Origin of the sequence: Trichocoleus sp. FACHB-90, assembly GCF_014695505.1 — a bacterium.
In the GTDB taxonomy this organism is placed as follows: Bacteria; Cyanobacteriota; Cyanobacteriia; order Cyanobacteriales; family FACHB-T130; genus Funiculus; species Funiculus sociatus.
The window spans coordinates 66,136-91,832 of sequence record NZ_JACJOK010000038.1 but is presented as its reverse complement, the minus strand read 5'-3'; the positions used below and the strand labels follow the sequence as shown (position 1 = coordinate 91,832).

The window sequence follows — 25,697 nt, the reverse complement described above, 5'->3', positions numbered from 1 at the left end:
GTCAGCATCCCCTGATGTATCGAGTGATGAAACCAAAGCCGAAATCCTGCAAAGGTTTTCGGAATTGAGGTGGAGCTTAGATACAAGCCCCCACTGTATTTGTGAGCCTTCGGTCGAACAAATCAGTGGTGGGTAGTTGACTACGGATTGGTTAAGTTTCCATCCCCCCACCTGCGGCGATCCCCTATTTTAGGGGTGAAGCGGGTAACTCCTTAGCCTCCCTTAAAAAAGGGGCATGGATTTGTTAACCCCCAATTTCCTGCATAGGGGCATAACAATGCCATGCTCCTATGTAGCGCGAATTTTGTAAGTTATTTAACCGACATTCCTCACGGACAAGTATTGCTTCCTGCTCTTGCCAAGCCAACCCTCCATTCAAACACGCTAGGATCGATCTAGCAAAATCAATTGTTTAACCCACAACCCCAGGAGACTCTTAAATGTTTCTCGATGAACTGACACCAGTATTCAAAGAATTCACCAAACACCCAGCAGCTTTCTTAGGCGGCTTTGTCTCTGGTATCCTCCGAGTCAACCTGAATGACGATCCAGTTAAAAGCTGGCTCGACGCGGAAGCTGGGGTTAGCTCCTATCCCTCCTCTAGCACAAGCAGTGATAACGGCAGAAGCAGTGGCCCTCAGTCAATTTCTATTGACTAACTCTCAGTAGTGCTGAGTCCTGAATAAGTAGTGTTATTTGGACTCAGCACTATTAGATTTCTTGTTAAATGTCATAGAAAATCAACATTAAAAAAGCCGCAACTGTGTAGGCTACATGACCTTGCACAATAAAATTAGTAGGCTATGATAGGACGAAATATAAAAGTTCAGCCCTATCAATGGTTGGGTTTAGGACTCGTGTAGCCGCACTTGTAGGCTTGGGTCATAAAATTTCATCATTGGTAAATAATGCTTGACCTTGATTTATAGTTCGCGTCTGACCATGTAAAGGTTCTGAACTTTAGTTCCTCTTTCAGCCTTATACATCGACATGACCATTTACATCGGAAACCTGTCTTACCAAGCTACGGAAGAAGATTTAAAAGCAGTCTTTGCAGACTACGGTGCTGTCAAGCGAGTTTTGTTGCCGACAGACCGAGAAACAGGACGTATGCGAGGATTTGCTTTTGTTGAAATGACAGATGATGCCCAGGAAGAAGCCGCCATTTCCGAATTGGATGGCGCTGAGTGGATGGGACGTCAGCTAAGAGTTAATAAAGCACGGCCGAGGGAGGACGATCGCAGCGGCGCGAAGCGAGCCAGATTTTAATTAGTGATTAACGCTTCGGTGCAACTTTACAGATTAGAAACTTTTTAAAAGGGAGCTAAATTTGTAGAGAGCAAGTGTGCGATCGCCTAACCCCCCTTTTTAAGGGGGGTTAAGAAAAAGGTGCAAAAAGTTGGGTTTATTAGTCATTGGTCATGGAGACGGAAAACAAAGGACTAATGACATGAATTTCAGTCTCCAAGGCAAATTCCTAAGCCTCTAGCAGTTTTGACCAGAGTATCATTGGGATCTACTGCCCTGTATTGTCCAATTGCTGAAGCAATTGGTACGCTGACAATTTCGCGGTTTTGCCAGGTGACAACTTGATCGTACTTGCCATCGGCAATCAAATCGACTGCGGCCACGCCAAAGGCTGTCCCCAGTAATCGATCCAACGACGAGGGGATACCGCCGCGCTGAACGTGTCCTAATACTGTGACGCGAGTTTCGGCACCGCTAGAGATAGAAATTTGCTCTGCCAGGTACTGACCAATTCCGCCTAATCGACATTCCCCAAATCGATCCATATTTTTAACTGGATTACCTTCCAGTGTGCAGACGGCTTCTGAGACAATGACGATGGAGAAGTTTTTTCCTTTCGACTGGCGATCGCGTATTTTGTCACAGACCTTTTCCAGGCTATAAGGGATTTCTGGGATCAAAATAATATCAGCACCGCCAGCAATCCCAGCATTCAGAGCGATATGACCAGCATCGCGCCCCATTACTTCCAAAATCATTACCCGACTGTGGCTGGCCGCGGTAAAATGCAGCCTGTCGAGTGCTTCGGTAGCAATATTAACTGCGGTATCAAATCCGATGGAGCGTTCGGTGCAGCCAACATCGTTATCAATGGTTTTGGGAATGCCTACTAAGTTGATCCCGCCTTGGTTTGCCAATCGCCGGAGAAGGGCTAAACTGCCATCTCCGCCAATGCCAATTAAGGCTGATAAACCTAGTTGATGGTAGCCAGAAATAATTTCCTCGGAGCGATCGCGCAAACTTCCATCCTCTAGGGGAAACGCAAAAGGATCGCCTTTATTTGTAGTCCCTAGAACCGTTCCGCCCATCGTCAATAAACGGTCTACCTGGTCAATGTCTAGAGTGATAACTTCCGGCGGACTGCTCATCAACCCTAGGGTAGACCGACAGATCCCCAGCACCTCCCAGTTATAGGTGCCAACTGCACGGTGGACTACTGCCCGAATTACAGCATTTAGTCCAGCACAGTCTCCACCACTGGTAAGGATTCCAATGCGTTTTTGTCCCATCTTGTTCTGATAATTGCGATCAAGAGGCGATATTAAACTGATTGTGGTTGCAGAGTTGTCTTTTCGACAAAAAAGTTGTCTAAAGATTGATTTCTTTAGTTGATCTGAAGTTAGACACCAACCTGATAAATGGCTCCCTAAGATAGAAGGTAAGGCGACCGGGCCTTGATACTGTTGGGGCAGTACCTGAAATTAACTGCCTTTGTTAATAAAGCGTTATCGATAGGGAGGAGGAAACACATGTCTAACGTGGATCAGCCTTTCATTCCGGAACAAGCCCTGGATCGCGACTGCATGACGTTATCTCGTCACGTTTTGCAGCAACTGCACAGCTTCGGTGCAGAAGCACAGGATCTCAGTGCCATTATGAATCGCATTGCCCTGGCGGCAAAGCTGATTGCGCGGCGGCTTACGCGAGCTGGTTTAGTCGCAGGAGCCTTGGGATTTACGGGCGAGATGAACGTGCAGGGAGAATCCGTCAAAAAGATGGATGTCTATGCCAATGACGTATTCATCTCGGTATTTAAGCAAAGCGGTTTAGTTTGCCGCTTGGCTTCCGAGGAAATGGAAAACCTATACTATATCCCCGAAAACTGTCCCATTGGTCGTTATACCCTGCTTTATGACCCGATTGATGGATCGTCCAATGTTGATATTAATATCAACGTTGGTTCTATCTTCGCAATTCGCCAACAAGAGGGTCTGGACGAAGATGGCACGGCTAGCGATTTGCTGCAAAATAATGGACGCAACCAAATCGCCGCAGGTTATGTGCTATACGGCCCCAGCACAATGCTGGTGTATTCTATCGGCACGGGAGTTCACGCTTTCACACTAGATCCCAGTTTGGGCGAGTTTATCCTGTCGAGTGAAAATATCCGCTTGCCAGACCACGGATCGATTTACAGCGTCAATGAGGGTAATTTCTGGCAGTGGGAGGAACCACTGCGAGACTACATCCGCTACGTCCATCGTCATGAAGGTTACACCGCCCGTTATGGTGGGGCGTTAGTGGGGGATATTCACCGGATTCTATTCCAAGGGGGTGTTTTCCTCTATCCTGGGACGGTGAAAAAACCGGAAGGCAAATTGCGCCTGCTGTATGAATCTGCTCCTTTAGCGTATTTGATAGAGCAAGCGGGTGGTCGAGCAAGTACGGGAACCCAGGAGATTTTGGATGTAGTGCCAGAAGCACTACACGCGCGATCGCCTTTGATTATTGGTAGCAAAGATGATGTCGCCTTGGTGGAGTCTTTCATTCAGGATCGGGCCAGGGCTGCTGAAGAAAGAGCTGTTAGAGAGCGATCGCGCATACCTCAGTGAAAGTATTTCCTTTTTGAGAAATCCTTTTTCACAGCAGGCTTCAAACCTGCTCAGAGAGAACATTATTTCTCTAAAACTACAACGACAATTACTAGGAGTCAAAAAAAATGACAGAGATGACAGAGATGCCAAACAATCATCTACTAGAAATTAAACAGTACGGTCAGAGTATCTGGATGGATAATCTGACTCGCGACTTGATTGAGACTGGCGAACTCAAAGATATGGTGGAAAATAAGGGGATCTGCGGGATCACCTCTAATCCAGCGATCTTTGAAAAAGCGATCGCAGGTAACGCAATCTACGATGCTGATATTGAAGCTGGAATTCGCGAAGGATTGCCAGTTGAGAAAATTTACGAAACTCTGGTTTTTGAAGATATCCGCAATGCTTGCGATATTCTCCGACCTGTGTATGAAGCATCCGATGGGCTGGATGGTTACGTTAGCATTGAAGTACCGCCAACTATCGCCCACGACACCCAAGCGACGATTGAGGAAGCCCGACGCTATTATCAAGAAATTGGTAAAGATAACGTCATGATCAAGATTCCTGGCACAACGGCGGGTTTACCAGCAGTTGAGCAAGTAATCTCCGATGGAATCAACGTCAACGTAACCTTGCTATTCTCAACTCAAAGCTACGAAGAAACAGCTTGGGCTTATATTCGCGGCTTAGAAAAGCGGGCGGCTGAAGGCAAAGACATCAGCAAAATATCCTCAGTGGCGAGTTTCTTCCTCAGCCGTATCGATATCAACATTGATGCACGGATTGATGCCAAGCTGAAAGCCGGGGTGGATAGAATAGAGAAAAAGGCAGAACTCCAAGCCATCAAAGGGAAAATAGCGATCGCTAACGCTAAAATCGCCTACCAGAAGTACAAAGAAATTATCGCAAGCGATCGCTGGAAAGCTCTGTCACAAAAAGGTGCAAATGTCCAGCGGTTATTGTGGGCTTCCACCAGCACCAAAGACCCCAGCTACAGCGACGTGATGTATGTTGATGAACTCGTTGGGCCAGACACGGTAAACACCTTACCACCGAACACCATCGAAGCCTGTGCCGACCACTGCGATGTTGCATCTCGCATTGAAACAGGAGTAGAAGAAGCTTATAACCTCATAGAAAGTCTCAAAGATCCCGACATCGACATTAATCTAGACGAAGTGATGGATGAATTGCTTGTCGAAGGAATTGAGAAATTTGTGAAGCCTTTTGAATCTCTAACAGCATCCTTGGAAGAGAAGATAAAACATCTGCAACCTGTGTAACTGGGTAATAGATAATAGGTAATTGGTAATGGGTTGGGCAACTCATTACCAATTAATAATCCTTCAATTAGTAATTAGTAATTAGCAACATCTATGGCCACACTGCTAGAAAATCCCTTGCGCGTTGGGTTGCGGCAGGAACGGGTACCAGAGCCGCAGATACTGATAATATTCGGGGCATCAGGCGACTTAACAAAACGCAAGCTGGTGCCAGCGATTTATCAGATGAAACGCGATCGCCGTATGCCGCAAGAAATCACAGTTGTAGGCGTAGCGCGTCGAGAATGGAGCCACGACTACTTCCGAGAAGAGATGCGCGAAGGCATCGAAGAATTTGGCGGTGGCATCGGGTCGGACGAATTTTGGCAAGACTTCGCCCAAGGTTTATACTACTGTCCCGGTGATATTGATAAGCCAGAAAGCTACCAAAAACTAAAATCCTTCCTTGCAGAACTCGACGGTAAGCGGGGAACGCGGGGAAACCGCGTATTTTACCTGTCTGTGGCTCCAAAATTCTTCCCAGAAGCGATTCGTCAACTGGGTGCAGCAGAAATGCTAAAAGACCCAGAAAAAACCCGCCTGGTAATTGAAAAGCCTTTTGGACGGGATTTGAGTTCTGCCCAGTCACTCAACCAGATAGTGCAGCAGGTTTGCAAAGAAAAACAAGTTTACCGGATCGACCACTATCTAGGTAAAGAAACCGTTCAGAATCTCTTGGTTTTCCGGTTTGCCAATGCAATTTTTGAGCCACTGTGGAATCGCCAATTTGTCGATCACGTTCAAATCACAGTCGCAGAAACTGTAGGCGTAGAAGACCGAGCTGGGTATTATGAAACGGCTGGTGCTTTGCGGGATATGCTGCAAAACCACCTGATGCAAATTTTCTGCCTCACAGCGATGGAACCCCCAAACTCGCTAGATGCTGACAGTATCCGCACGGAAAAGCTAAAAGTTCTTCAGGCAACTCGTTTAGCGGATGTGCATAACCTGGAATTATCAGCAGTAAGGGGCCAATATTCGGCAGGCTGGATGAAAGGGAAACCCGTCCCAGGCTACCGGGAGGAACCAGGAGTCGATCCCAACTCCACAACGCCCACCTATGTCGCCATGAAGTTTGCGATTGATAACTGGCGCTGGCAGGGCGTACCCTTTTATCTGCGGACTGGCAAGCGTTTACCCAAGAAGGTAAGCGAGATTTCTATCCAGTTCCGCGAGGTGCCGTTCTTAATCTTTCAATCTGCTGCCCAACAAGCTAGTCCCAACGTGCTGACTATGCGTGTTTACCCGAATGAGGGAATTTCCCTACGCTTTGAAGCGAAAATGCCGGGGCCAGATTTGCGTACTCGCACCGTAGATATGGACTTTAGCTACGGTTCTTCTTTTGGTGTCACCAGCTCTGATGCTTACGATCGCTTGTTAGTCGATTGTATGCTGGGCGACCAGACTTTGTTCACCCGTGCCGATGAAGTGGAAGAAGCTTGGCGGGTGGTGACACCAGCCCTCTCGGCGTGGGAGGGATTGACTGGCCCGGCTTCAATTCCCCAGTATGAAGCGGGAACTTGGGAACCAGAGGAAGCAGAACACCTGATCAATCAAGATGGTCGCCGCTGGCGAAGACTATAAAGGGGACTGGGGGCTGGGGACTGGGGACTAGGTAAGATTCTCAATTCTCCAATTCCCAATTCTCCAATCCCTAATTCCCAATTAACAATTAACATTACAACTGGCAACTGAGCTATGACAACACAATCTCCTCCCGTTGTTTCGCTACAAGCACCTAAAGATATTTCGCTGAGTGATATTGAAGCGGAACTAAATCAAATCTGGGAAAGCTACAGAGACAATACTGAAAATGGCGATTCGCCTGCTGCCGCTAGAGCCACTACGTTTACATTTGTAGTTTACGAACCCGAAGAAACCCAACACTTGTTAGCTGCTTTGGGATTCTACACCGGGCCAATTGATGGCATCGCTGGGCCGCGGATGAATTCAGGTTTGAAGGATGCCCAGAAAGCGTATGGACTGCCTCGTACTGGGAAGGCGGATGCTGAAACCCTAGCCCGACTGAGGGAAGACTTGGCTCATAGACGCTCTTCTGGTGCCATAAAAGAAGCACAAAGGAATGGAGAGACACAAGCAACGTTGAATGTCACAGGCTACGGAGTAGCGGATGCGATCGCTGCCTCAAATCCTTGTCGCATCATTGCCCTGTGTCCTCACTCCGGCATAGACGAAGGCGTAACCGTCCAAGTCTCTGTATATTGCCCGATGAACAAGCAAAGTAACAATACGTTGCTTTGTTGCGAATACATCACTCTACGCGGCACCGCCGATGCCCTAGAACGCATCGGCGGCATAGTAACAGCATTACTGATCGGCGATTTGCCTAAGTTTCTCTGGTGGAAAGCCACACCCGATCCCCATAATGCCTTGTTTAAGCGACTGGCATCAGTTAGCAATTCCGTAATCGTTGACTCTTGTCAATTTGGCGAACCAGAAACCGATTTATTGCGAGTGCATACTTTGGCGGAACAAGGTATCCAGCTTACTGACCTTAACTGGCGACGGTTGGCAGCATGGCAAGAACTGACTGCCGAGGCTTTCGATCCCCCAGAACGCCGTGCTGCTCTCACAGAAGTCGATAAAGTGACGATAAATTATGAAAAAGGCAATCCCGATCAGGCGCTGATGTTCCTGGGTTGGCTGGCAAGTCGTCTCCAGTGGCATCCAGTATCCTATAGGCGCGAAGGCGGCGATTACGATCTGAGATACTGCTCGTTCGTGACTGCTGACCAACGCCCGGTAGAAGCTGAGTTAGCAGGAATTCCCACCGCTGATTGGGGCGAAATTCCGGGGGATTTGATTGCCTTGCGGATGAGTTCGACTAACCTGGATGCTGACTGTTGTACGGTTCTGTGTTCGGAAACTAGCGGTTGTATGCGGATGGAAGCTGGGGGCGGCGCGCAAGCTTGCCGATTTGAGCAGGTAGCGCCTCTGAGTGATCAAAAGGCTGAGACTTTATTAGGTCAGCAGCTGCGTCGTTGGGGTCGCGATATGCTTTACGAAGAAAGTCTGGCGGTCACGGCGGAAATTATCAAGATGAATAAAGCTAATAGCTAATGGTTAACTATTAGCTATCCTTCAGTTAGCAGTTAGCAAGCATGGCTTTAGTAATCGCAGGCGATCGCAGTGGGGTGGGCAAGACGACAGTCACGCTTGCCCTACTGTCGTCTTTGTGTCGTCGGGGTGAAAAGGTACAATCTTTCAAGGTTGGGCCAGATTACATAGATCCGATGTTTCATCGGTACGTTACAAATCGTGCCTGTCGGAATTTAGATCCGGTGCTGACATCGGAAACTTATGTGCAGGAATGTTTTGCCCGTCATACTCAGGCGGTAGAGTACGCCTTGGTTGAAGGGGTGATGGGGCTTTTTGATGGTGTGGAGGGGACTGGGAACTGGAAATTGGGAACTGGGCAAGATTCCCAATCTCCGGTCACTTTTGCAAGTACGGCTCACGTTGCGCGGCTGTTGGATTTGCCGATATTGTTGGTGTTAGATTGCAGCAGGTTGTCGGGTTCGGTGGCTGCGATCGCCCACGGTTTCCGTTCCTTTGATCCCCGGCTCAAATTTGCGGGAGTAGTTTTAAATCGAGTCGGAAGCGATCGCCACTTGCAACTTCTCCAAGATGCCCTAGAACCTTTGCAATTGCCGATTTTAGGTATTCTTCGCCGTGAAGATAACATCAGCATTCCCGATCGGCATCTCGGTTTAGTACCCACAGCAGAATTGTCCCATCTGGACGCTTTGATAGATCGACTTGCCCACTTGGGAGATTGCTTTGACTGGGAACGCTTGTTACCGTTGCTGCAAGCGGGAACCTCTCCCCAACTCCGACCCGAACTTCAGACAGAAGCAAGAGGTAAGGTAAGATTGGCAGTTGCCCGCGATCGCGCTTTTAGCTTCTACTACGAGGACAATCTAGAGAGTTTGCGATCGCTTGGGGTAGAACTGGTATTTTGGAGTCCGCTGACCGACGACAGCCTACCAGAAGGCATTCAGGGGATGTATTTTGGGGGCGGGTTCCCGGAAGTTTTTGCCCAGCAGTTAGCTGACAACACATTCGTCCGGGATGCAGTCCGAAAAGCCATCTTAGCGGGAATGCCCACCTATGCCGAGTGCGGCGGTTTAATGTATTTGTGTCAGCAGATTGTATTTGAGGGAAATTCTTCCCCAATGGTGGGAGTTTTGCCTACTACAGCCGTCATGCGATCGCGTCTGACATTGGGATATCGGCAAGCCGTAGTTTTGCAAGACAGTCCCCTACTACCCGCAGGTACAACAGTTTGGGGACATGAGTTTCACCGTTCCCAGTTAACTCAGGAACCAGTTGCACCTCTATTTCAGGCACGAGGCTGCGATCCGCACAGTTCAACCACAGTCGAAGGATGGTTGCTGCATCAGCTTCATGCTTCTTATGTCCATCTTCATTTTGCTGGGTGTCCCGATCTTCCCGCCAGATTTTTAGAACATTGCGTGAGGTTTTCTCAAGCCGCAACGGACGCGATCGCCAACTAATGAAGCATCAAAGAAGTTTCTCTTGTTCTACTCAGCACTCGCCATTTTCCAGTCAGCCACCCTAGTAAGTATCACCCTCCCCTGCCCTATTGCGTTCAGCTGTTGTAAGCTTTAGCTAACAAAAGCTACCCTCTTTCGGACAGCCAGTATGTCTTCTGAACAGTTCCAAGCAGCACACGACAGCATCTATATCACTGGTAGACTACTCTTACAATACCTTCAAGAAATTCAAGCGGAGCGTCTGGCTAAAGGAAACGATACCAAATGCTTACAAAGTGTTGAGGAAGACATCACCAAAGCGCTATACGCTTTGAAGGAACACAACTATCAACTTGCAGTCATTGCCCCAACTAAAACAGGCAAAAGTACCTTTCTCAATGCCATAATTGGTGCGGATATTTTAGCAACTGAAGCCGCCGCTTGTACCGTTTGCCGTACAGATATCCGACATATTGACGTTGGGCAAGTGCCTAGATTTTTAGAATATCGAGAGGGGAAAAGACAACCTGTTGTTATTGCTGAAGGTGACGGTGCAGAAATTCACCAAAAATTTCTGGAACGTACCCAATATATTCGCAATCATAATAATCCCGACCATACCATCCGCTTTGAAATAGAGTATCCTATCGAAGCTATTAGCACCCTCTCATCCCTGGCTGGGTTTACTCTCATTGATACCCCTGGCGTAGCTAATGGGAATTGGGAATATCATTATTCCACAGAATTAAAGCAAATAACCTTGGAATCATTGCGGAAATGCCATGCTATTCTGTTTATTTTAAATTACACCTCTTCTACAGAAACTTTGATTTCAGATTGGTTTGGTGAAGTAATGGAAAGCCGACAAAATATATTAGCTGAAAAAACGAAAAATATTTACTTTATTTTGAATAAAGCTGATAAATCGATAAGTGTAAATACAGAAAATAATGATATTATAGAAAAAATCAAAATAGAGTTAGCTGGCTTGGGATTCTCTAACCCAATCATTTATCCTGCAAGTTCTAAAAAAGGACTATTGGCGAAACTGATTCTAGCAGATACAGCAGCTAACAGTCATACCAAAGAATTTGTTAAATTATTTTTGGGTGAATATCTCGAAGAAAATGAGGACGGTGAAATTAGAGTTCCCCAACCCATAGAGATTGCGTCCAAAGCCTTAAAAGATAGTGGCATAACAGCTATTCAAGAAACAATAATTCAAAACCTCACTAAAAATTATGGTTGGAATCTTATAAGTGATGTTTTAGCAAAACTAGATAAAGCTGCCAAGGCAATTGAGGATTCTCTAAATACCGAACTAAAAGTTTGGGGTATGGAAATCGAAGCTTTGAAAAATCAGGTAAAAGAGTATAGAGAAAAATATGAATCTGTAACTAAAAACATTGATTTAGTTCAAGAATTTTTAGAAGCAAAAAAGCAAAAATTAATTGATATATTTATATCTGAAATAAACCTTTTTGCTGAGAATGCTAAAAACGAGATTCAAAAAGAAATTGAACGGCTTGCTAATCTAAATACTGAAATTGAAAATTCAACAACAAATTTAAAGGTTACTCAGAGTAATGTTAACCCGGAAATCACAGAGATTCCTTTTTTAGGCGAATCTTCAATATTTGCCATAAATGAAAGGAAAGCTACTTTCGTAGAAGCAATAAAGCAAGCAGTTATTAATCTATTTAATAGTAATACTGATAACCCCGAAATTTCGCAAGTCTATAAACTTAGAGTTGCTACCAGGGAAGATGCTCAAAATATTCGACGTGCTATAAACGAATTTTTCGGTTCTCAAATTCAAAGCTGGTGGATAGACACGCAAGATCAGCTTATCAGACAGGGAACGCGCACTAGAGAGGAGTTGGTGCAAGAAATACAAGAGCAAGCCCAACAAATATCCAATGAAATAACTACTTATATAGAAGAAGCTTTGAAAATTGAATTGAACATTAATCCCATTCAGTTTCCGAGTTTTGAATTTTTAGGAATTGATACAGAAATTCAATCTCAGCAAGAGGTATATGCGAGGCTACAAAAAGAAACTACAACAGAGAGCGATCGCACGACTTCAACTAATATATATCAAGTCGATATTCCCTTTGAAGATAAGGGCGACTTCTGGGAAATTGACTTAACCCAAATAGCAGCGCAAATTAAGCTAAAGATAGATGCACAGGCTTCTATAAATCAAGAGATTTTCAAGCAAGTTATTGAAAGACAGATAGCAGCAGATTTCCAAAGTGCAGAGAAACAAGTTAAGGACTACATTGAAAGATTCAAAGATGAATTTAACTATTTGGTGAGCGAAAAACAAAAGCCAGAAGTAGATACCAATGAAATTTTAGTAAATCTTCAGGGTCAAAAAAAGCAACTAAATGAATATTTGTCAGAATTGAATTCTATTCGGGAATCTTTGAATAGCTGGAAGCCTGTGTAAATTGTGTAGGCTGGGGAATGCGATCGCTATTTCTGATATAGGCGCGATCGCATTTACCACAACCCGAAAACGCGATCGCTCTTGGAAAGATATTCTAGTATTGAATTTGAGACACTCCACAACCGACAATGGAGGTATCGATGGATGCTCTGATAGAGGAACTAGACGCAAAATTGCGCCAGTGGAAGCCTGATGTTGCCCAACAAGTACGGCAATGTGTAGCAGAAATCATTGAAATGGCCGATTGGGATGTTCTGGATATTCTGCGATCGCGAACTGTTGAGCAAGAGGTACTGGATTTACTAGATGAACCCGAAACCCGGTGAAGTTTGGCTTGCCGATCTGGGATTGACGGCGAAGACGCGACCCGTTGTGATTGTATCTCGCTACGATCCGAACCCACCACGGGCTTTGGTCATTTATGTGCCACTGACAACTCAGAATAGGGAAAGTTTATACGAAGTTGCACTGCCTAAGCTCCACTTCCTTGAGCGGGAATCTGTAGCAAATGTGCAAGGTTTGGCTTCTATCCCAAGAATGAGACTTGAGCGAAAACTGGGTAAAGTGCCAGATGAAGTGATGCTTAAAATCAAACAAGCTATTCTTTTCGCTTTGGATTTGGAGCCGGATGATCCACAAAATGGTTCATCCGAGACAGTTGGATAATGCGCGATCGCATTTACCACAACCCGAAAACGCGATCGCACTCTCTTATTCTTCGCGTCTATAGCGCTAACGCGGTTTATCCCCCTAAATTACCGGCCTTACTCAAATCCCCATCCTGAGTTTCCGCCCGATAAACACTCAACTTGTTATTTAATTCGCGGATGCGACGGGAAAGTAGACGAATGATATTCACCGCAATCCCCGGAGTTTCATCGATAGCGTCATAAAGTTGCAGCTGCGTCAACACTAGACAATCGCAGGATTCCAAAGTCGTAACCGAAGCCGAACGCGGTTCAGCATCGAACAGAGACATTTCCCCAAAGCAAGCACCCTGATCCAGTTGCGCCAGATCGCGATCGCCCAGATGTACCCTTACTCTACCTGAGACAACAATATAAAGCGATCGCCCTTCTTGTCCCTCGGTAAAAATGGTATGCTGCGCTGGAAAAGAAAGCTCATCCATTACAGAAGCCAGCCGCACCAGAAAATCATCCCGCAATTCTTGAAAAAGTGGGACACCCCGGACAAATAATAGGCGCTCAACGCTGGTTAACATAAATTTAATATTTTGTCAATAGCTAATTGCTAATTGTCAATGCAATTAGCCATACTTCCATTAGCATGAACTAATTATTTCAGCTCTGACATCATCTGCTCAACTTGGGCGGCTACAAGGCGGTCTGGGTCATTTTTCAGCACGGGTAGCATTTCTGCCAAAGCACGCGGCGAAGCTGCTTTCAGATAAGCCAGAACCGCCTCTCGCACAAAACCTGTAGGATGGCGCATACACACCAGCGTTTGTTCTGGCGTGAGACTCCATTTTGCCTGACGTGCCACATGAAAACAACAAGCCAAAGGCCAGTCTGACAGAAAGTGGCGTAATTCTAGCAAACGACGCAAGCGATCGCTTTTAGTCATTGGCTTATATGGCACCATTTCCGTCAAACTTTGCAGTTTTTCGCCTTCTGGTCGTCGGTCGAGAATTACCACAAGATTTCGCTTTCTGGCAATATCCAAAGTATTATCCAAAATTTCCAACCCCAAAGCGATATTAGAAGGCGAATCAGACTGAAGATTGAAAGCCGCAGCTTGAATGGAATTCAATGGATAAAGAAACTTCATCAACAAAAAACACCGCTCCACCACATCTGACTGCTCCTCTAAAAGCGCCCGCCGCAGCAAATCCAGTGCTGAATAAGTCTGGTCTATAGCCGATTTGAAACTATTAGATTCAGGAATCAGCACTCGTTCCTCAGAACGGCTTAAATCTTGAAGTGCAGCATACAGTTGCCCGATAAACAGCATTTCCTGTTCAATTAAGGTTTCCACACCACTGCGTCCTAATCGGTCGAGAACCCCTTCAATTCCGGCTTCATTAGGCATCTTCAGCAGAGTGCGGAGAATGTTGCGTCGCGTTGTCCCCCAACCCGTTTTCAGGTGAGCCACCAATTGATTGAGCGCTTCTGGCGTGCCAATCTGACCAAGGGCGACCCAAGCTTGTAGCCGCGCCAAATCTGGCTTATGGATATCTTCAGCCAGTTCAACCAGCATCGGTATTGCTTCATCACCTAGACGCACGAGGGCGCTAATTGCGGCTTCGCGGGTAGACTTGTAGTAAAGTCCCCGCACCAAAGCTGGATAATATTCGTTTAAGTGAGTTGATGCGATCGCTTCGAGTAAGGCACAGCGCACCCGCAAAGACTCATCTTGCAACAAACTGGGAATATAAAGTCGCAACCCCTGCAAATAATCCGCCTCCGATAGCGCCCGACAACCCATAACTCGTTCCCGTTCCCGTTGATGGGTTAGCATCCGTCGCACAGTATTAGTAGCCTCCGCTTTCTCCGTAGGCGTACCTCGGCGTAAAATCAGGGCAGCAGCAGTTCCTCGCACTACTGGGTCTACACCTGGGCGAAGATAAGGCTGTAACTGCCCTATATCCGGCTCGTCTTGAGTTATCCAAACATAGCGCAGAGCCAGAGCAAGAACTTCAGGATTAGGTTTTTGGGCAATTAAATCCTGAACTGGGTCTAAATAAATCTGACTTGGGTTTAGCAGCATTGCTTCCAGGCTCTGACGCTGCAAGGACGGTGTGAGGTGAGTCAGTAGGGGAGCGAGGACTTCCCCAACGTCCTCCAAGTCTATTTGGCACAACAGTTCTATACAAGAGCGTTTATCGGCTTCCGTTCCTGGTTTCTCTAAGGTTTCGATGATGGTACGCTTGAGAACGCGCAAATCCACATCCGAGACACTCAAGCGTTCTCCTTGGGCGCTCTGAACCAGTAAGCCGACATAGCTTGACCGTAACAGCCAAACTATGAGTAACCATACGAGAGCCACAATTAAGATGGCGGCGACAAAAACCCAAGTTTGGAGATACTGTAATGTGTTCTCCGACAGGTGATGAAAAACAAAAGCTAACAGGCTGATGACACCTAAAATCGCCACTCCAGTAAATCCGGTGGAGAGAGATTCAGCAATACCCCGCACCTGAGCCATAACCGAGCTGCGGATGTTGTCTGGGAGAGGTTGGAACAGAACAGGCCCAATAGCAGCAATCAGAGTGTAGCGTAGTAATTCGTCTATGAATTTCAGGCAGATTAGACCAATAAAAAAATTGCCTATGCCTGTGAGGGAGATTAAGCCAAGGATAGCGATCGCTCCTGGTAATAACATAGCAGCGACAAATACCCCCAGTCGCTCTATGGCACGACTAGAAATAAACCACTGTGTCCCCAGCTCGCACAAACCCACAATCCCGCTAAATAATCCTAGGAAGCTGGCAATTTGCTTACTGTCCAACTTCAGCTCTAATTGACTGAGATATTGGAAGTCTATTAACAGGTACAAAATCTGCCCAACCACGAAGAAGCCAAATAGCGGAATTGCGTATCGCTGTAGCGGCCCTCGGAGGCGGCGCGAGGTAAAATCTGTTTCTTGGGCAGCACTACCTCTATAAGGAGCAGCAGGGAAGGCTTGGCTATAGCGTTGGGTAAGATAAAAAAGGCTTGTGGCTCCCACTCCCATCATCAGGGCGGCGACTATAGAAACATTATTCAGCCCAACTGTGGCGACGATGAACGGGAGAGAAAAGCCGCTGACGACATCTGCAACTAGAATGCCGCTACTAATGAGCGGATAAGTGCGTTTAATTTCCCGAATATTAAATAGTTGATTAGCTGTGATGGAGGTGTTGATGTCATTAAGGACGTTAATAGCTTCCACCCACAGGCGCATCAGAAAGACGATAACGCCAGACAAATAGACAATACTCAACCCCACGCGAAATAGGAGTAGGGGGGCGACTGCAAGAATAGCAACTACGACAATTACCGAGCGCAGGGGCAGAATCTTTTGCATCCAAGAATACACCACCCCCAGCCCGGAACCGATCCCTGCCGAGAGAATATAAAACAAGGGCAGGGATTCTGCTCCATACTTTTCGAGAAATAAAGCGACGGTGCTGGCTTCTGCCCAGATTATCCCCACCGAGGTTGTGGTGTAGAAGGCGAACATCAGTAATGTTCGCTCTCCTTCTTCTGGGCGGAGATTCACCCACTGGAGGAATCCCCGTCCCCAGTCGGACCAAGACCAAGTGCGATTGTTCAGTTTCATGCCGCTCAAGGGAGAAGTCAGTTTTAGGAGGCGATTGATCTGGGCAACAGCTTTATTATTCCCACCCAAATACTTCACCCGTACAGGCAGGATATAAAAGCTTACCCCCATTCAGGAGCGAGGAGTCAGGAGGCAAGGTTTTTCTTATGGATTTTGTCCCCTTGATTCTGCCTCCTGTATTTTGTCTCCTGTATTCTTGATGGAGGTTATTGCCACCAGTTCCAGACTTTTAGTCTATCCTTTGGTGACTGTTGTCAGTCTCCTGACTTCTTCTTTTAGGCTATTTTTTTGGAGACAGTAGCATCATCATGTTGCGACCTTCTTTTTTGGGAGCTTGCTGCACTTCCGCCAATTCCTGCAAATCTGTCGCCATCCGTTGCAGCAGTTCCTCGGCCAAATCGCTGTGTTGAATTTCTCGACCTCGAAAGGTAATCGTAGCTTTAACCTTATCTCCCGACTTCAGAAAGCGCTCGGCTTGATTGACGCGCACTTGATAGTCATGCTCCTCAATCTTGTAGCGCATCTTCACTTCCTTGACATCCGCCGTATGCTGATTTTTCTTGGCTTCCCGCGCTTTTTTCTCTTGCTCGAACTTATACTTGCCGTAGTTCATAATCCGGCAAACGGGCGGCTCTGCCTTGTCGCTCAGCAAAACGAGATCCAGCTCTTTTTCTTCGGCAATGCGTAGAGCCTCATTCGGTGCCATAATACCCAACTGCGTGCCATCGGTATCAATGACACGAATTTGGGGAAAGCGAATTCTTTCGTTGATTTGGGGTAGATCGCGCGTGCGTCTTTTTTCAATCACAGGCATTAGGTTATTTTTGCTCGGTTAATTGTAATGGTAAGTAAGTTAGTTTGTCCAAGTAGCAAGCTTGCCGCCAGAGCGATCGCCTCTGACAAAATGCTCAGGAGCTGTTTTCAATTCGATGAGAATGAACCCAAGCTTTGCGCTCCTTGTATTAGCCATTCTACTTAGTCTGATATGGTTTCTGTCCAGGGTTGTAATTTAACTTTCAATTGAGCTAGGCACTTGTCGCCAATCTGATAACTGAAGTCTAGGGACGGCGATCTGGATAAATCCTCCTCACACAAAGGCTGAAAGCTTTACCCTCCATAGCTTTTATAGCTAACTTGCAAGTATTACCGCCAGCGCGATCGCTTTCCTAGCTTGCCTTTTTTCCGCCGTAATCAAATTATCCTCGATCTGAATTTTAAACAGCAACCGGCTGCAAACCTCTAAAATAGAAGTTAAGACACCGAATTTGTAAACATTTCTTAACTTGAGGCAAATGCGATCGTGACCCAGCATTGGCAGCATCGGGTTGGCAGTCAGAGAGACTGGGTTTGGCGAGGTTGGCAGACTCGCTATACCTACATCCGTGCATCTCAACCAAGTCAGATAACAACCCCCGTGTTGCTGCTGCATGGATTCGGGGCTTCTATTGGACACTGGCGACACAATCTAGGGGTTTTGAGCCAGTCCCACACAGTTTATGCCCTGGATATGCTGGGATTTGGAGCTTCTCGGAAGGCACAGGCAGATTATAAAATTGACCTCTGGGTAGAGCAGGTTTATGATTTCTGGCGCACTTTTATTCAGCAGCCAGTGGTGCTAGTGGGAAACTCGATTGGTTCGCTGGTTGCTCTAGCGGCGGCGGCGGCGCATCCGGAGATGGTGCAGGGCTTTGTGATGATGAGTTTGCCCGATCCGACGATGGAAGAGGAGGCGACTCCCAAGTTCTTACGACCTTTGGTGGCGAGTGTTAAAGGCGTTGTGGCATCGCCCCTAGTTCTGAAAAACGTTTTTTCTGTGGTTAAACGCCCATCTTTTGTCCGCAAGTGGGCAAGCCTAGCTTACTCTAACCCCGAAGCTATCACCGACGAGCTGGTGGATATTCTCGCAGGCCCTGCCCAGGATCGGGGTTCTGCTGCGGCATTCTGCGCCATCTTTAAGGCGATGACTGGGACACAGTTTGGCCCTAGTGTCACCAAGCTGCTGCCAACCTTAAATGTGCCTATGCTCCTGATTTGGGGGCGTAAAGACAAGATGATTCCCTACAGTCTTGTAAATCGCTTCAACAACCTCAACCCAAGGCTCCAGTTAGTTGAGGTAGATGCAGGTCACTGTCCCCACGATGAATGCCCTGACGAAGTTAACCAGATGATCCTCGACTGGCTGGAAACTCTAGCTATATCTAAAACTGACTCTGCTACACCGCAAAAGCAGTTAACTGCTAGAGAATAACGGCGGCTGTAACTTCTGCCAGGTAGCGCAGGAATAATGCCTGCGCTACGCATGATAAATGCGCCCAGGATAAGGGTAGGTTGGGTTGAATGACTAAGCAAAACCCAACAAATGCCTATATTAGATTGGGTTTGTATCCTTCAATCCCACCTACTTTTGTGAAGGGAATTACCCTAGCTACAATCTAACCAATGGTGACTTGATTGGTTTCTACACCCGTGGCACCTTCCACACTGCGGGCGACCGATACCATTTGAGAGAGAATTTCCTGACTGGGAACTTGTCCTTTCAAAACCACTGTACCGCCAGTCTGCGCTACGTAGAGGGTAGCAATATCATCCAAAGCCGGGTCTTGGTCAAAAGCCAGAGCAACCCGCTTGGCAAGACCGCTTTGGTCATATTCCCCATTTAATCCTACTCGCTCTAGGGGAATTGTCTCGCTGCTACTGGAAGCACCAGCTGCGGCAGGAGCTTGTGCTGTCGGTGCTGGGGTCGCATTGACTTGAGCATTTTGCGGCTTTTCCATGCCAAAAAGTCTTTTTAACCAACCCATAAGTATTCTTACTCCAAACGAAGTTTACTACACCATTATTATGAAAATGACGAATTGATAACATCTCCCAAGGAAAGATTTAAGCTGTTACTGTCGCTAAATCTACAGATATAGGCGTTTTTGTGGACAGGGGGCGCTATGAAGTAACATAAAATGGTGTCCCGTTGCCGCATATTGCGTCAGCATTGCTTTTGCTTAGCGTAACCTTTAGGAAAACCCTGTATTGCAAAGCAAGATTTTGCGCTTCAGCTTCTTTTGTATACAATGAAACACACCCTTTCTGTTTTAGTTGAAGATGAGGCGGGAGTTCTAACCCGAATAGCTGGCTTATTTGCCCGTCGCGGCTTTAATATTGAAAGCCTGGCTGTTGGGCCTGCCGAAAATTTGGGAATCTCCCGGATCACAATGGTTGTACCAGGAGACGATCGGATAATTGAGCAGCTTACTAAGCAGCTCTACAAGTTGGTGAATGTACTTAAGGTACAGGATATTACTGATACTCCGTGTGTTGAGCGAGAGTTGATGCTGCTGAAAGTAAATGCTACCAGCTCAAATCGCTCGGAAGTTGTGGAATTGGCTCAGATTTTTCGCGCTAGGGTAGTAGATATCGCTGAGGATTCGCTGACCTTAGAAGTGGTAGGAGATCCAGGGAAGTTGGTAGCAATTGTGCAGGTGCTGAATAAATTTGGCTTGCGGGAAATTGCTCGTACTGGTAAGATTGCCCTCACTCGCGAGTCAGGCGTTAATACAGAGTTTCTCAAATCTTTGGAAGCCAAACTTTAAGCTATTGGCAATTTTACCTGTTTCGTTGCCTAGGAACGGGGGCCAATATATGCAGGGTTTGAGAAACCCGTTTTCTTAAGAAAACGGGTTTCTATCTATGTTTTTCTCATGTGAGCAACTTTAATTTCGTGTTTCCTAAATTGGTTTATAGCCACGGAAACATACTTTAATATCTACAGAATCCAGATGGGCTGGTAGTTACTCGGTATCAAAAGCACTGTATGAAGCGGGCGATCGCTCGTATGCTTTTTGCGGACAATGGTTTCTATATTCTGTCTAAAGAAATATTGATTATTCTCTGCTAAAGGCATATAAGATGTGAGCTGGCGAAAGATTAATAAACGATTTTTGATAATTAACAGGGTTCACTTGGGTGCTAAAAATATGTCCTGAGACAACAGGGGAGTAAAAAAACTTTATTTAGCAAATACTGATAATCAGTCAATTGCGAAACCGAAAAATAGACTAAGTATTATTGCTTATAAGGTTTGTAGATACCACCACTGCTACAGCACTGGTTGATGACTATTTGCATCGAACGCACAGGCCGAAAATGAGAGCAATGACTGATTTGAGGGAACCAGAAGAGGCATCTGCATACAACGATCGCTCAGTGAGGACATTATTAAGAGCGATCGCACTTTCTCAGGGGTACTTTTCGCTAATCTTGGTGCGCTGCAACTATGCTTCTTTACAAAATCGGATGGTGCAGCAGATACGCCAACAAAATCAGTTTTTGATGCGGGAGCTGATCTTAGCAGATACAGTCAAAACCCTCTACAACCCGATTCTGGAAGCTGTGGGGGAGCAAGGCGGATCGCAGCTACAACAGGAAATGCCGCCAGCGTTGATGATTTTGGGGTTAGAGTCAGCGATCGCTCTTGACCAGGTGCTGATATCTACCAACTTACTGCGAGATGAGTTTCGCGCTCATTTTCCCTTTCCGATAGTGCTGTGGATTACGGACGCGGTGCTGCAAAAGCTAATCCGGTTTGCGCCGGATTTCAAAAGCTGGGCGGCTTCATCAATCCGCTTTGTACTGTCCACATCGGAGTTAATGGAATTGCTGCAAAATAAGGCAGACTCCTGGTTTGCCAAAGAGCTAAACTTCACCACCGATCAGTCGCAAGAAAATTTTGCCCTTGCTCCTTCTGTTTCCAACCATCCTCTAGAACTGGAGTCAGCTTTAGAAGATTTGCGCGATCGCGGACAACAATTAGATCCAAAATTACAAGCAAGTCTGGAATTTGTCCGGGGATGCGATGACTACAACAGAGATCGGATCGAGTCGAGCATAGTCCATTATCAAAAAAGTCTGGCTTATTTCCGAGGTGACGACTCAGCAGTGAGTGGTCACAAAAAGGCAACTGACAAAAACCGAAAAGCGAGAAACACTTCTTTCCATTCTCGTCTGCGACGCTTTACCATGCTAGGCCTTCAGAACCCCCAGAAAGAAAGAGAGGGGTTACTGCTGTTTCACCTAGGGCGATGTTACAGCCGTTTGGCTAACCTGCGACCAGAAAAAAGCCGCCAACACTGGAACCGATCCAGAGATTATTTACACGAGTGTATTAAGGTCTTTGAAGCGGCTGAGCGTCCAGAACTGGTTGCTAAGTTTATTTCGTCTCTTTGTGAAGTGCTGCAACGCTTAGAAGCTTGGACAGACTTGCAGGTTTTGGCTCAAAAAGCTTTGTTGTTACATCAAACTTATAAATTGTCCCTCCAGCAAGCTCAAGATTATGGCTTTTTGGCGGAAGTTGCTCTTTCTGTCTGCAACTGGGAAGAGGTGAATTTGCAAGCAAGGTTTGCACTCTCAACGCTGGCGCTAACGAATTTAGATACAACCTCTCTAGCAATGCCACTCTCCCAGTATGAGAGTTTATATCTATTTCTTCTAGCTCTGTCCCAGCAGCATTTGGGTGAGTGGCAAACTGCTACTGCTGTCAAAAACTTGGAACAAGCTCTAGAACAGTGTAACCATCAGTACGATCCGCATTTGTATATTCGGATTGCCAAAGCTTTGCGATCGCTTTACTTTGAAGAAGGTCACTATCTGCAAGCTTTTCTACTTAAGCAACAACTGCGTTCCATTGAACAGCAGTATGGTTTCCGCGCCTTCACTGGTGCTGGACGCTTACAGCCCCACCGACAAGCTCTTAACCCAAGTATCTCACATGCACTAGAAACGCGAGCTAGAGGCTCTGTTGCCCAGGAGATAGCGGCTTCCGGTCGCCAACAAGATGTTAGTCGCCTTATCGAGCGCATCAGCCGCAACGATCGCAAGCTGATTTTAATTCACGGCCCTTCTGGGGTTGGCAAAAGCTCAATTATTACAGCTGGTTTAATCCCCGCACTACAGCTCAAAAGTATTGGCGCTCGCGATGTCTTGCCCGTCGTAGTGCAGGCTTACAGCGATTGGCTGGGGACGCTGAGAAGAAATTTAGCCCATTCTCTCGCTCTTAGGAATCAGAAAGGCGAAGAGGCAAACACCAGTAGAGAAAGAGAATTATTTCCTTTACCTAGTCAAGAGTTCCCAATTTCCACTGAAATTCTAGAACAGTTGCGACAAAATGCTAACGGCAATCTGTTAACAGTTCTGATTTTTGACCAATTTGAAGAGTTATTTTTTGTTTGTACTAACCCAGCTATTAGGCATCAATTTTATGAATTTTTGCGTGACTGTTTAAACATTCCTTTTGTCAAAGTTATTTTATCGCTGCGAGAGGACTATCTACATTATTTATTAGAATGCGAACGGCTTAATTATTTAGATATTATCAATAATGATATTTTAAATCAAGAAATTCGTTATTACTTGGGCAACTTTTCTAAGAAAGATGCCAAATTGGTGATTAAAAGATTAACTGAACGTTCTCCATTTTTTAATTTGGAGCAGCAACTAATTAGTCGGTTGGTAGAAGATTTGGCTGAAGAATTAGGAGAAGTTCGGCCTATTGAGTTGCAATTAGTGGGCGCTCAACTACAAGAAGAAGAAGACAAAATCACAACTTTGCAGCAATATCTGCAACTTGGAGCTAACCCAAAAGCAGAACTGGTGGAGAGATTTTTAAAAAAAGTTATTGCTGATTGTGGCCCAGAGAACGAGTCCGCAGCTTGGGATATTTTGTTTTTATTAACAGATAAAAAAGGAACCCGCCCGCTAAAGACTCAAGAGGAATTCGCAACTATTTTATCTGTCAAGAAAAAGAAACTAAATTTAATTTTAGAGATTCTGATCGGCTCTGGTTTAGTGTTTGTTGTCTGGGATGAATCAGAAGCCCGCTATCAGTTGGTGCATGATTATTTGGTCGAGCGGATTCGCCATAGATCCGATTTGAACCTGAAAGCACAGCTAGCCAGAAGTGAGGAAAAACTGAATCGAGTTCAGAAACAACAACTGGGGACTATTGCCGCTGGTATTATAATGGCAATTCTGGCAATTTTGGCTGGACAATTTGCGTGGCGAGCGGAAGCCCAAAGAAAAGTAGCTGCGATCGCGCAAACTAATGCTCAGCTTAGCGCCCTAAGTGCTTCTTCCGAAACACTCTTTGTTTCCTACAAGGAATTTGATGCTTTAATTGAAGCGTTGAGGGCAGGTAAACGCCTAAAAAATGCCACGGGTGTAGAACCAGCGACTCAGCTACGGGTCTTGTTAGCAATGCAGCGAGCAGTCTATGGCGTGCAAGAGCGCAATCGCTTGGAGGGGCATCGGGATATAGTTTGGGGTGTGAGTTTCAGCCCAGACGGACAAACAATTGCCTCAGCGAGTACAGATAAGACGGTAAAACTCTGGCGACGGGATGGCAAACTACTGAAAACTTTGGGAAACCTTATTGGACACACTGATAGTGTCACCAGTGTAAGTTTCAGCCCAGACGGTAAAACGTTGGCTTCTAGCAGTTTAGACAAGACGATAAAACTGTGGAAAACAGACGGCACTTTAATTAGAACAATTAAGGGACATAGTAGCCCGGTTAATAACGTTAGCTTCAGCCCTGACGGTAAAATATTGGCTTCAGCAAGCGATGATAAAACGGTAAAGCTTTGGAACCGCAGCACTGGCCAGTTGCTGAAGACCTTAAAACATAACAGCAAAGTTACTAGCCTTGTTTTCAGCCCGGATGGAAGGCTCTTAGCTACGGCGAGTTATGACAAAATCATCAGCATTTGGGATATTTCCAAGCCAAAGGTAGAGCAGCCTGACAAAATTTTACGGGGACATCAAGGCAAAGTGACTTGCCTGAGTTTCAGCATGGATGGGCAGTTTTTGGCTTCAGCAAGCGATGACAAAACGATAAAACTTTGGAACAAAAGCGGCGAACTGGTTCAGACGCTGGCAGGACATACTGACTGGGTGTTTGCAGTTAGTTTTAGTCCCGATAGTCAGAAGTTAGCTTCTGCTAGTAATGATAATACGGTGAGAGTTTGGCGGCGTGACAGTAAGGCCAAGTTTGAAACTCGTTCCTACAGAATTCTTAAGGGACACAGCGATGCTGTCACCAGTGTATCTTGGTCGCCAAATGGGCAGACTTTGGCTTCTGGTAGTTACGACAAAACTGTTAAATTCTGGCGACTTAACGATATGTCGCGCATTATTTTAAAAGGACATAAGGATCATGTCCATGACATTAGTTTCAGCCCAGATGGTCAGACTTTGGCTTCTGCTAGTCAAGATAAAACGGTGAAATTGTGGGACAAAAGTGGATTGTTACTTGGAACTTTGGTGGGGCATAAAGACCGGGTACATAGTGTTACTTTTAGTCCAGACGGTCAGTTGATTGCTTCTGCTTCTCGCGACAAAACGGTGAAAATTTGGAATATATCGGGTAAGCTGCTTTTAACTTTAAATGGGCAGAATGGACATAAAAATTGGGTCTTGGATGTGGCTTTTAGTCCTAATGGCAAGATCCTTGCGTCTGCTTCTCGCGATAAGACAGTGAAACTTTGGGATGTTTCTGGTAGGCTGGTTAAAACTTTGAAGGGACATAGCGATCGCGTTAATGCAGTTGCCTTTAGTCCGAATGGTAATACACTGGCAACTACCAGCGATGATAATACTATAAAACTCTGGACATCTGATGGCAAATACATCCAAACTCTGGCTGGGCATAATGGCTGGGTCTTGGATGTAACGTTTAGTCCCAATGGTCAGCTAATCGCGTCAGCTAGTTATGATAACACTGTCAAACTTTGGCGGCGCGATGGATCTTTGTATCGAACTTTAGAAGGGCATACTGATAGCGTTTCTCATCTTAGTTTTAGCCCAGATGGTCAAATTTTGGCGACGACTACTTGGGAAAATACAGTACAATTGTGGCGGCTTGATGATACTTTGATTAAAACTCTTCAAGGTCATAGTGGCCGCGTTACAAGCGTCAGTTTCAGTCCTGATGGTAAAGCACTTGCTTCTGCTAGTCAGGATCAAACAGCGAGTATTTGGAATCTGGATTTAGATAATCTCCTGTTGCACAGTTGTGATTGGGTGCAGGACTATCTGAGGAATAACCCAAAAGTTCGAGCAAGCGATCGCTTTCTTTGCAATAGTAATTAGGAAATATATACTCACAGCGCTTTAGCTTTGATGTTCCACGTCCAAAGCTGCGATTATCCTTGGGGAAGGCGAAGCGCCTACAGTAAGGCATTTTCACTAATAACTACGTATAAACTAATAACTGATGACTAATAGCTAA

The 25,697-nt window shown here is 46.0% G+C and carries 20 protein-coding genes; 14 read left to right on the top strand and 6 right to left on the bottom strand.

All coding sequences use genetic code 11. From position 1 onward, the window contains the following. Window positions 1-440: 440 nt before the first annotated feature. Together H6F74_RS11400 and H6F74_RS11395 are read left to right on the top strand one after the other, a co-directional pair. Window positions 441-659: a hypothetical protein gene (locus H6F74_RS11400; protein WP_190440813.1), complete on the top strand. Its 219-nt coding sequence runs from the start codon at window positions 441-443 to the stop codon at window positions 657-659. 331 nt (window positions 660-990) lie between these two features. Beyond that, the gene (locus H6F74_RS11395) at window positions 991-1,269 is read left to right on the top strand and encodes an RNA-binding protein (RefSeq protein ID WP_190440810.1); all 279 of its coding nucleotides are present in this window, start codon (window positions 991-993) and stop codon (window positions 1,267-1,269) included. A 188-nt stretch (window positions 1,270-1,457) separates the two neighbouring features. Here the strand turns inward: H6F74_RS11395 and H6F74_RS11390 are convergent, their stop codons facing one another. Next, the gene (locus H6F74_RS11390; protein WP_190440808.1) at window positions 1,458-2,537 is read right to left on the bottom strand and encodes an ATP-dependent 6-phosphofructokinase; all 1,080 of its coding nucleotides are present in this window, start codon (window positions 2,535-2,537) and stop codon (window positions 1,458-1,460) included. Between the two features lie 240 nt (window positions 2,538-2,777). Here H6F74_RS11390 and fbp point away from each other — a divergent pair, with 240 nt between their 5' ends. The 9 genes from fbp to H6F74_RS11350 all read left to right on the top strand — a co-directional run bounded on the left by fbp (window position 2,778) and on the right by H6F74_RS11350 (window position 12,808). Continuing rightward, window positions 2,778-3,860, top strand: coding sequence for a class 1 fructose-bisphosphatase (gene fbp / locus H6F74_RS11385; RefSeq protein ID WP_190440806.1), 1,083 nt, complete (start codon window positions 2,778-2,780; stop codon window positions 3,858-3,860). A gap of 125 nt (window positions 3,861-3,985) precedes the next feature. After that, window positions 3,986-5,131, top strand: a complete 1,146-nt coding sequence (gene tal / locus H6F74_RS11380; protein WP_190440824.1) for a transaldolase — start codon at window positions 3,986-3,988, stop codon at window positions 5,129-5,131. Between the two features lie 93 nt (window positions 5,132-5,224). After that, window positions 5,225-6,754, top strand: coding sequence for a glucose-6-phosphate dehydrogenase (zwf, locus tag H6F74_RS11375; RefSeq protein ID WP_190440804.1), 1,530 nt, complete (start codon window positions 5,225-5,227; stop codon window positions 6,752-6,754). A gap of 114 nt (window positions 6,755-6,868) precedes the next feature. Then, the gene (gene opcA, locus H6F74_RS11370; RefSeq protein ID WP_190440802.1) at window positions 6,869-8,251 is read left to right on the top strand and encodes a glucose-6-phosphate dehydrogenase assembly protein OpcA; all 1,383 of its coding nucleotides are present in this window, start codon (window positions 6,869-6,871) and stop codon (window positions 8,249-8,251) included. Between the two features lie 41 nt (window positions 8,252-8,292). Next, complete coding sequence (locus H6F74_RS11365) at window positions 8,293-9,708, top strand: cobyrinate a,c-diamide synthase (protein WP_190440799.1); 1,416 nt, start codon at window positions 8,293-8,295, stop codon at window positions 9,706-9,708. Between the two features lie 148 nt (window positions 9,709-9,856). Continuing rightward, window positions 9,857-12,142 (top strand): dynamin family protein, encoded by a 2,286-nt coding sequence (locus tag H6F74_RS11360; protein ID WP_190440796.1) that lies wholly within the window; start codon window positions 9,857-9,859, stop codon window positions 12,140-12,142. Between the two features lies 1 nt (window position 12,143). Then, window positions 12,144-12,335, top strand: coding sequence for a hypothetical protein (locus tag H6F74_RS29620; RefSeq protein ID WP_206756305.1), 192 nt, complete (start codon window positions 12,144-12,146; stop codon window positions 12,333-12,335). Further along, window positions 12,283-12,468: a hypothetical protein gene (locus H6F74_RS11355; RefSeq protein WP_190440793.1), complete on the top strand. Its 186-nt coding sequence runs from the start codon at window positions 12,283-12,285 to the stop codon at window positions 12,466-12,468. The genes H6F74_RS29620 and H6F74_RS11355 overlap by 53 nt, the downstream gene beginning before the upstream one ends. Continuing rightward, window positions 12,449-12,808: a type II toxin-antitoxin system PemK/MazF family toxin gene (locus H6F74_RS11350; RefSeq protein ID WP_190440790.1), complete on the top strand. Its 360-nt coding sequence runs from the start codon at window positions 12,449-12,451 to the stop codon at window positions 12,806-12,808. The genes H6F74_RS11355 and H6F74_RS11350 overlap by 20 nt, the downstream gene beginning before the upstream one ends. 76 nt (window positions 12,809-12,884) lie before the next feature. On the opposite strand, the gene H6F74_RS11345 is transcribed toward H6F74_RS11350, so the two are convergent. The 4 genes from H6F74_RS11345 to H6F74_RS11330 form a co-directional block, all read right to left on the bottom strand. Beyond that, entirely contained in the window at window positions 12,885-13,364 is a 480-nt protein-coding gene (locus H6F74_RS11345) for a Crp/Fnr family transcriptional regulator (RefSeq protein ID WP_190440787.1), read from the bottom strand. A gap of 74 nt (window positions 13,365-13,438) precedes the next feature. Then, window positions 13,439-16,423 carry a HEAT repeat domain-containing protein gene (locus H6F74_RS11340; protein ID WP_190440822.1) on the bottom strand — a complete coding sequence of 995 codons (2,985 nt, stop codon included), beginning with the start codon at window positions 16,421-16,423 and terminating at the stop codon, window positions 13,439-13,441. Window positions 16,424-16,703: 280 nt separating this feature from the next. Further along, window positions 16,704-17,237 carry a translation initiation factor IF-3 gene (gene infC, locus H6F74_RS11335; protein ID WP_190440785.1) on the bottom strand — a complete coding sequence of 178 codons (534 nt, stop codon included), beginning with the start codon at window positions 17,235-17,237 and terminating at the stop codon, window positions 16,704-16,706. Window positions 17,238-17,552: 315 nt separating this feature from the next. Further along, window positions 17,553-17,744: a hypothetical protein gene (locus H6F74_RS11330; RefSeq protein WP_190440782.1), complete on the bottom strand. Its 192-nt coding sequence runs from the start codon at window positions 17,742-17,744 to the stop codon at window positions 17,553-17,555. On the opposite strand from H6F74_RS11330, the gene H6F74_RS11325 reads away from it, so the two are divergent. Beyond that, window positions 17,724-18,671, top strand: coding sequence for an alpha/beta fold hydrolase (locus tag H6F74_RS11325; RefSeq protein WP_190440779.1), 948 nt, complete (start codon window positions 17,724-17,726; stop codon window positions 18,669-18,671). The two genes, H6F74_RS11330 and H6F74_RS11325, sit on opposite strands and share 21 nt — an antisense overlap. Window positions 18,672-18,855: 184 nt before the next feature. Here the strand turns inward: H6F74_RS11325 and H6F74_RS11320 are convergent, their stop codons facing one another. Then, window positions 18,856-19,224 (bottom strand): BON domain-containing protein, encoded by a 369-nt coding sequence (locus H6F74_RS11320; RefSeq protein ID WP_190440776.1) that lies wholly within the window; start codon window positions 19,222-19,224, stop codon window positions 18,856-18,858. A 264-nt stretch (window positions 19,225-19,488) separates the two neighbouring features. Here H6F74_RS11320 and ilvN point away from each other — a divergent pair, with 264 nt between their 5' ends. Then, window positions 19,489-20,007 (top strand): acetolactate synthase small subunit, encoded by a 519-nt coding sequence (ilvN, locus tag H6F74_RS11315; RefSeq protein WP_190428195.1) that lies wholly within the window; start codon window positions 19,489-19,491, stop codon window positions 20,005-20,007. A 562-nt stretch (window positions 20,008-20,569) separates the two neighbouring features. Further along, entirely contained in the window at window positions 20,570-25,558 is a 4,989-nt protein-coding gene (locus H6F74_RS11310; RefSeq protein WP_190440773.1) for an AAA family ATPase, read from the top strand. Window positions 25,559-25,697 lie beyond the last annotated feature (139 nt).

What these genes read in the sequence shown, in the direction of transcription:
- fbp (WP_190440806.1), top strand. Translation starts at nt 2,778, where the DNA reads ATGTCTAACGTGGATCAGCCTTTCATTCCGGAACAAGCCCTGGATCGC.
- H6F74_RS11350 (WP_190440790.1), top strand. Translation starts at nt 12,449, where the DNA reads ATGAACCCGAAACCCGGTGAAGTTTGGCTTGCCGATCTGGGATTGACG.
- H6F74_RS11340 (WP_190440822.1), bottom strand. Translation starts at nt 16,423, where the DNA reads ATGAAACTGAACAATCGCACTTGGTCTTGGTCCGACTGGGGACGGGGA.
- ilvN (WP_190428195.1), top strand. Translation starts at nt 19,489, where the DNA reads ATGAAACACACCCTTTCTGTTTTAGTTGAAGATGAGGCGGGAGTTCTA.
- opcA (WP_190440802.1), top strand. Translation starts at nt 6,869, where the DNA reads ATGACAACACAATCTCCTCCCGTTGTTTCGCTACAAGCACCTAAAGAT.
- H6F74_RS11310 (WP_190440773.1), top strand. Translation starts at nt 20,570, where the DNA reads ATGACTGATTTGAGGGAACCAGAAGAGGCATCTGCATACAACGATCGC.
- infC (WP_190440785.1), bottom strand. Translation starts at nt 17,237, where the DNA reads ATGCCTGTGATTGAAAAAAGACGCACGCGCGATCTACCCCAAATCAAC.
- H6F74_RS11320 (WP_190440776.1), bottom strand. Translation starts at nt 19,224, where the DNA reads ATGGGTTGGTTAAAAAGACTTTTTGGCATGGAAAAGCCGCAAAATGCT.
- H6F74_RS11360 (WP_190440796.1), top strand. Translation starts at nt 9,857, where the DNA reads ATGTCTTCTGAACAGTTCCAAGCAGCACACGACAGCATCTATATCACT.
- zwf (WP_190440804.1), top strand. Translation starts at nt 5,225, where the DNA reads ATGGCCACACTGCTAGAAAATCCCTTGCGCGTTGGGTTGCGGCAGGAA.
- H6F74_RS11330 (WP_190440782.1), bottom strand. Translation starts at nt 17,744, where the DNA reads ATGCTGCCAATGCTGGGTCACGATCGCATTTGCCTCAAGTTAAGAAAT.
- H6F74_RS11395 (WP_190440810.1), top strand. Translation starts at nt 991, where the DNA reads ATGACCATTTACATCGGAAACCTGTCTTACCAAGCTACGGAAGAAGAT.
- H6F74_RS11345 (WP_190440787.1), bottom strand. Translation starts at nt 13,364, where the DNA reads ATGTTAACCAGCGTTGAGCGCCTATTATTTGTCCGGGGTGTCCCACTT.
- H6F74_RS11390 (WP_190440808.1), bottom strand. Translation starts at nt 2,537, where the DNA reads ATGGGACAAAAACGCATTGGAATCCTTACCAGTGGTGGAGACTGTGCT.
- tal (WP_190440824.1), top strand. Translation starts at nt 3,986, where the DNA reads ATGCCAAACAATCATCTACTAGAAATTAAACAGTACGGTCAGAGTATC.
- H6F74_RS11365 (WP_190440799.1), top strand. Translation starts at nt 8,293, where the DNA reads ATGGCTTTAGTAATCGCAGGCGATCGCAGTGGGGTGGGCAAGACGACA.
- H6F74_RS11400 (WP_190440813.1), top strand. Translation starts at nt 441, where the DNA reads ATGTTTCTCGATGAACTGACACCAGTATTCAAAGAATTCACCAAACAC.
- H6F74_RS11355 (WP_190440793.1), top strand. Translation starts at nt 12,283, where the DNA reads ATGGATGCTCTGATAGAGGAACTAGACGCAAAATTGCGCCAGTGGAAG.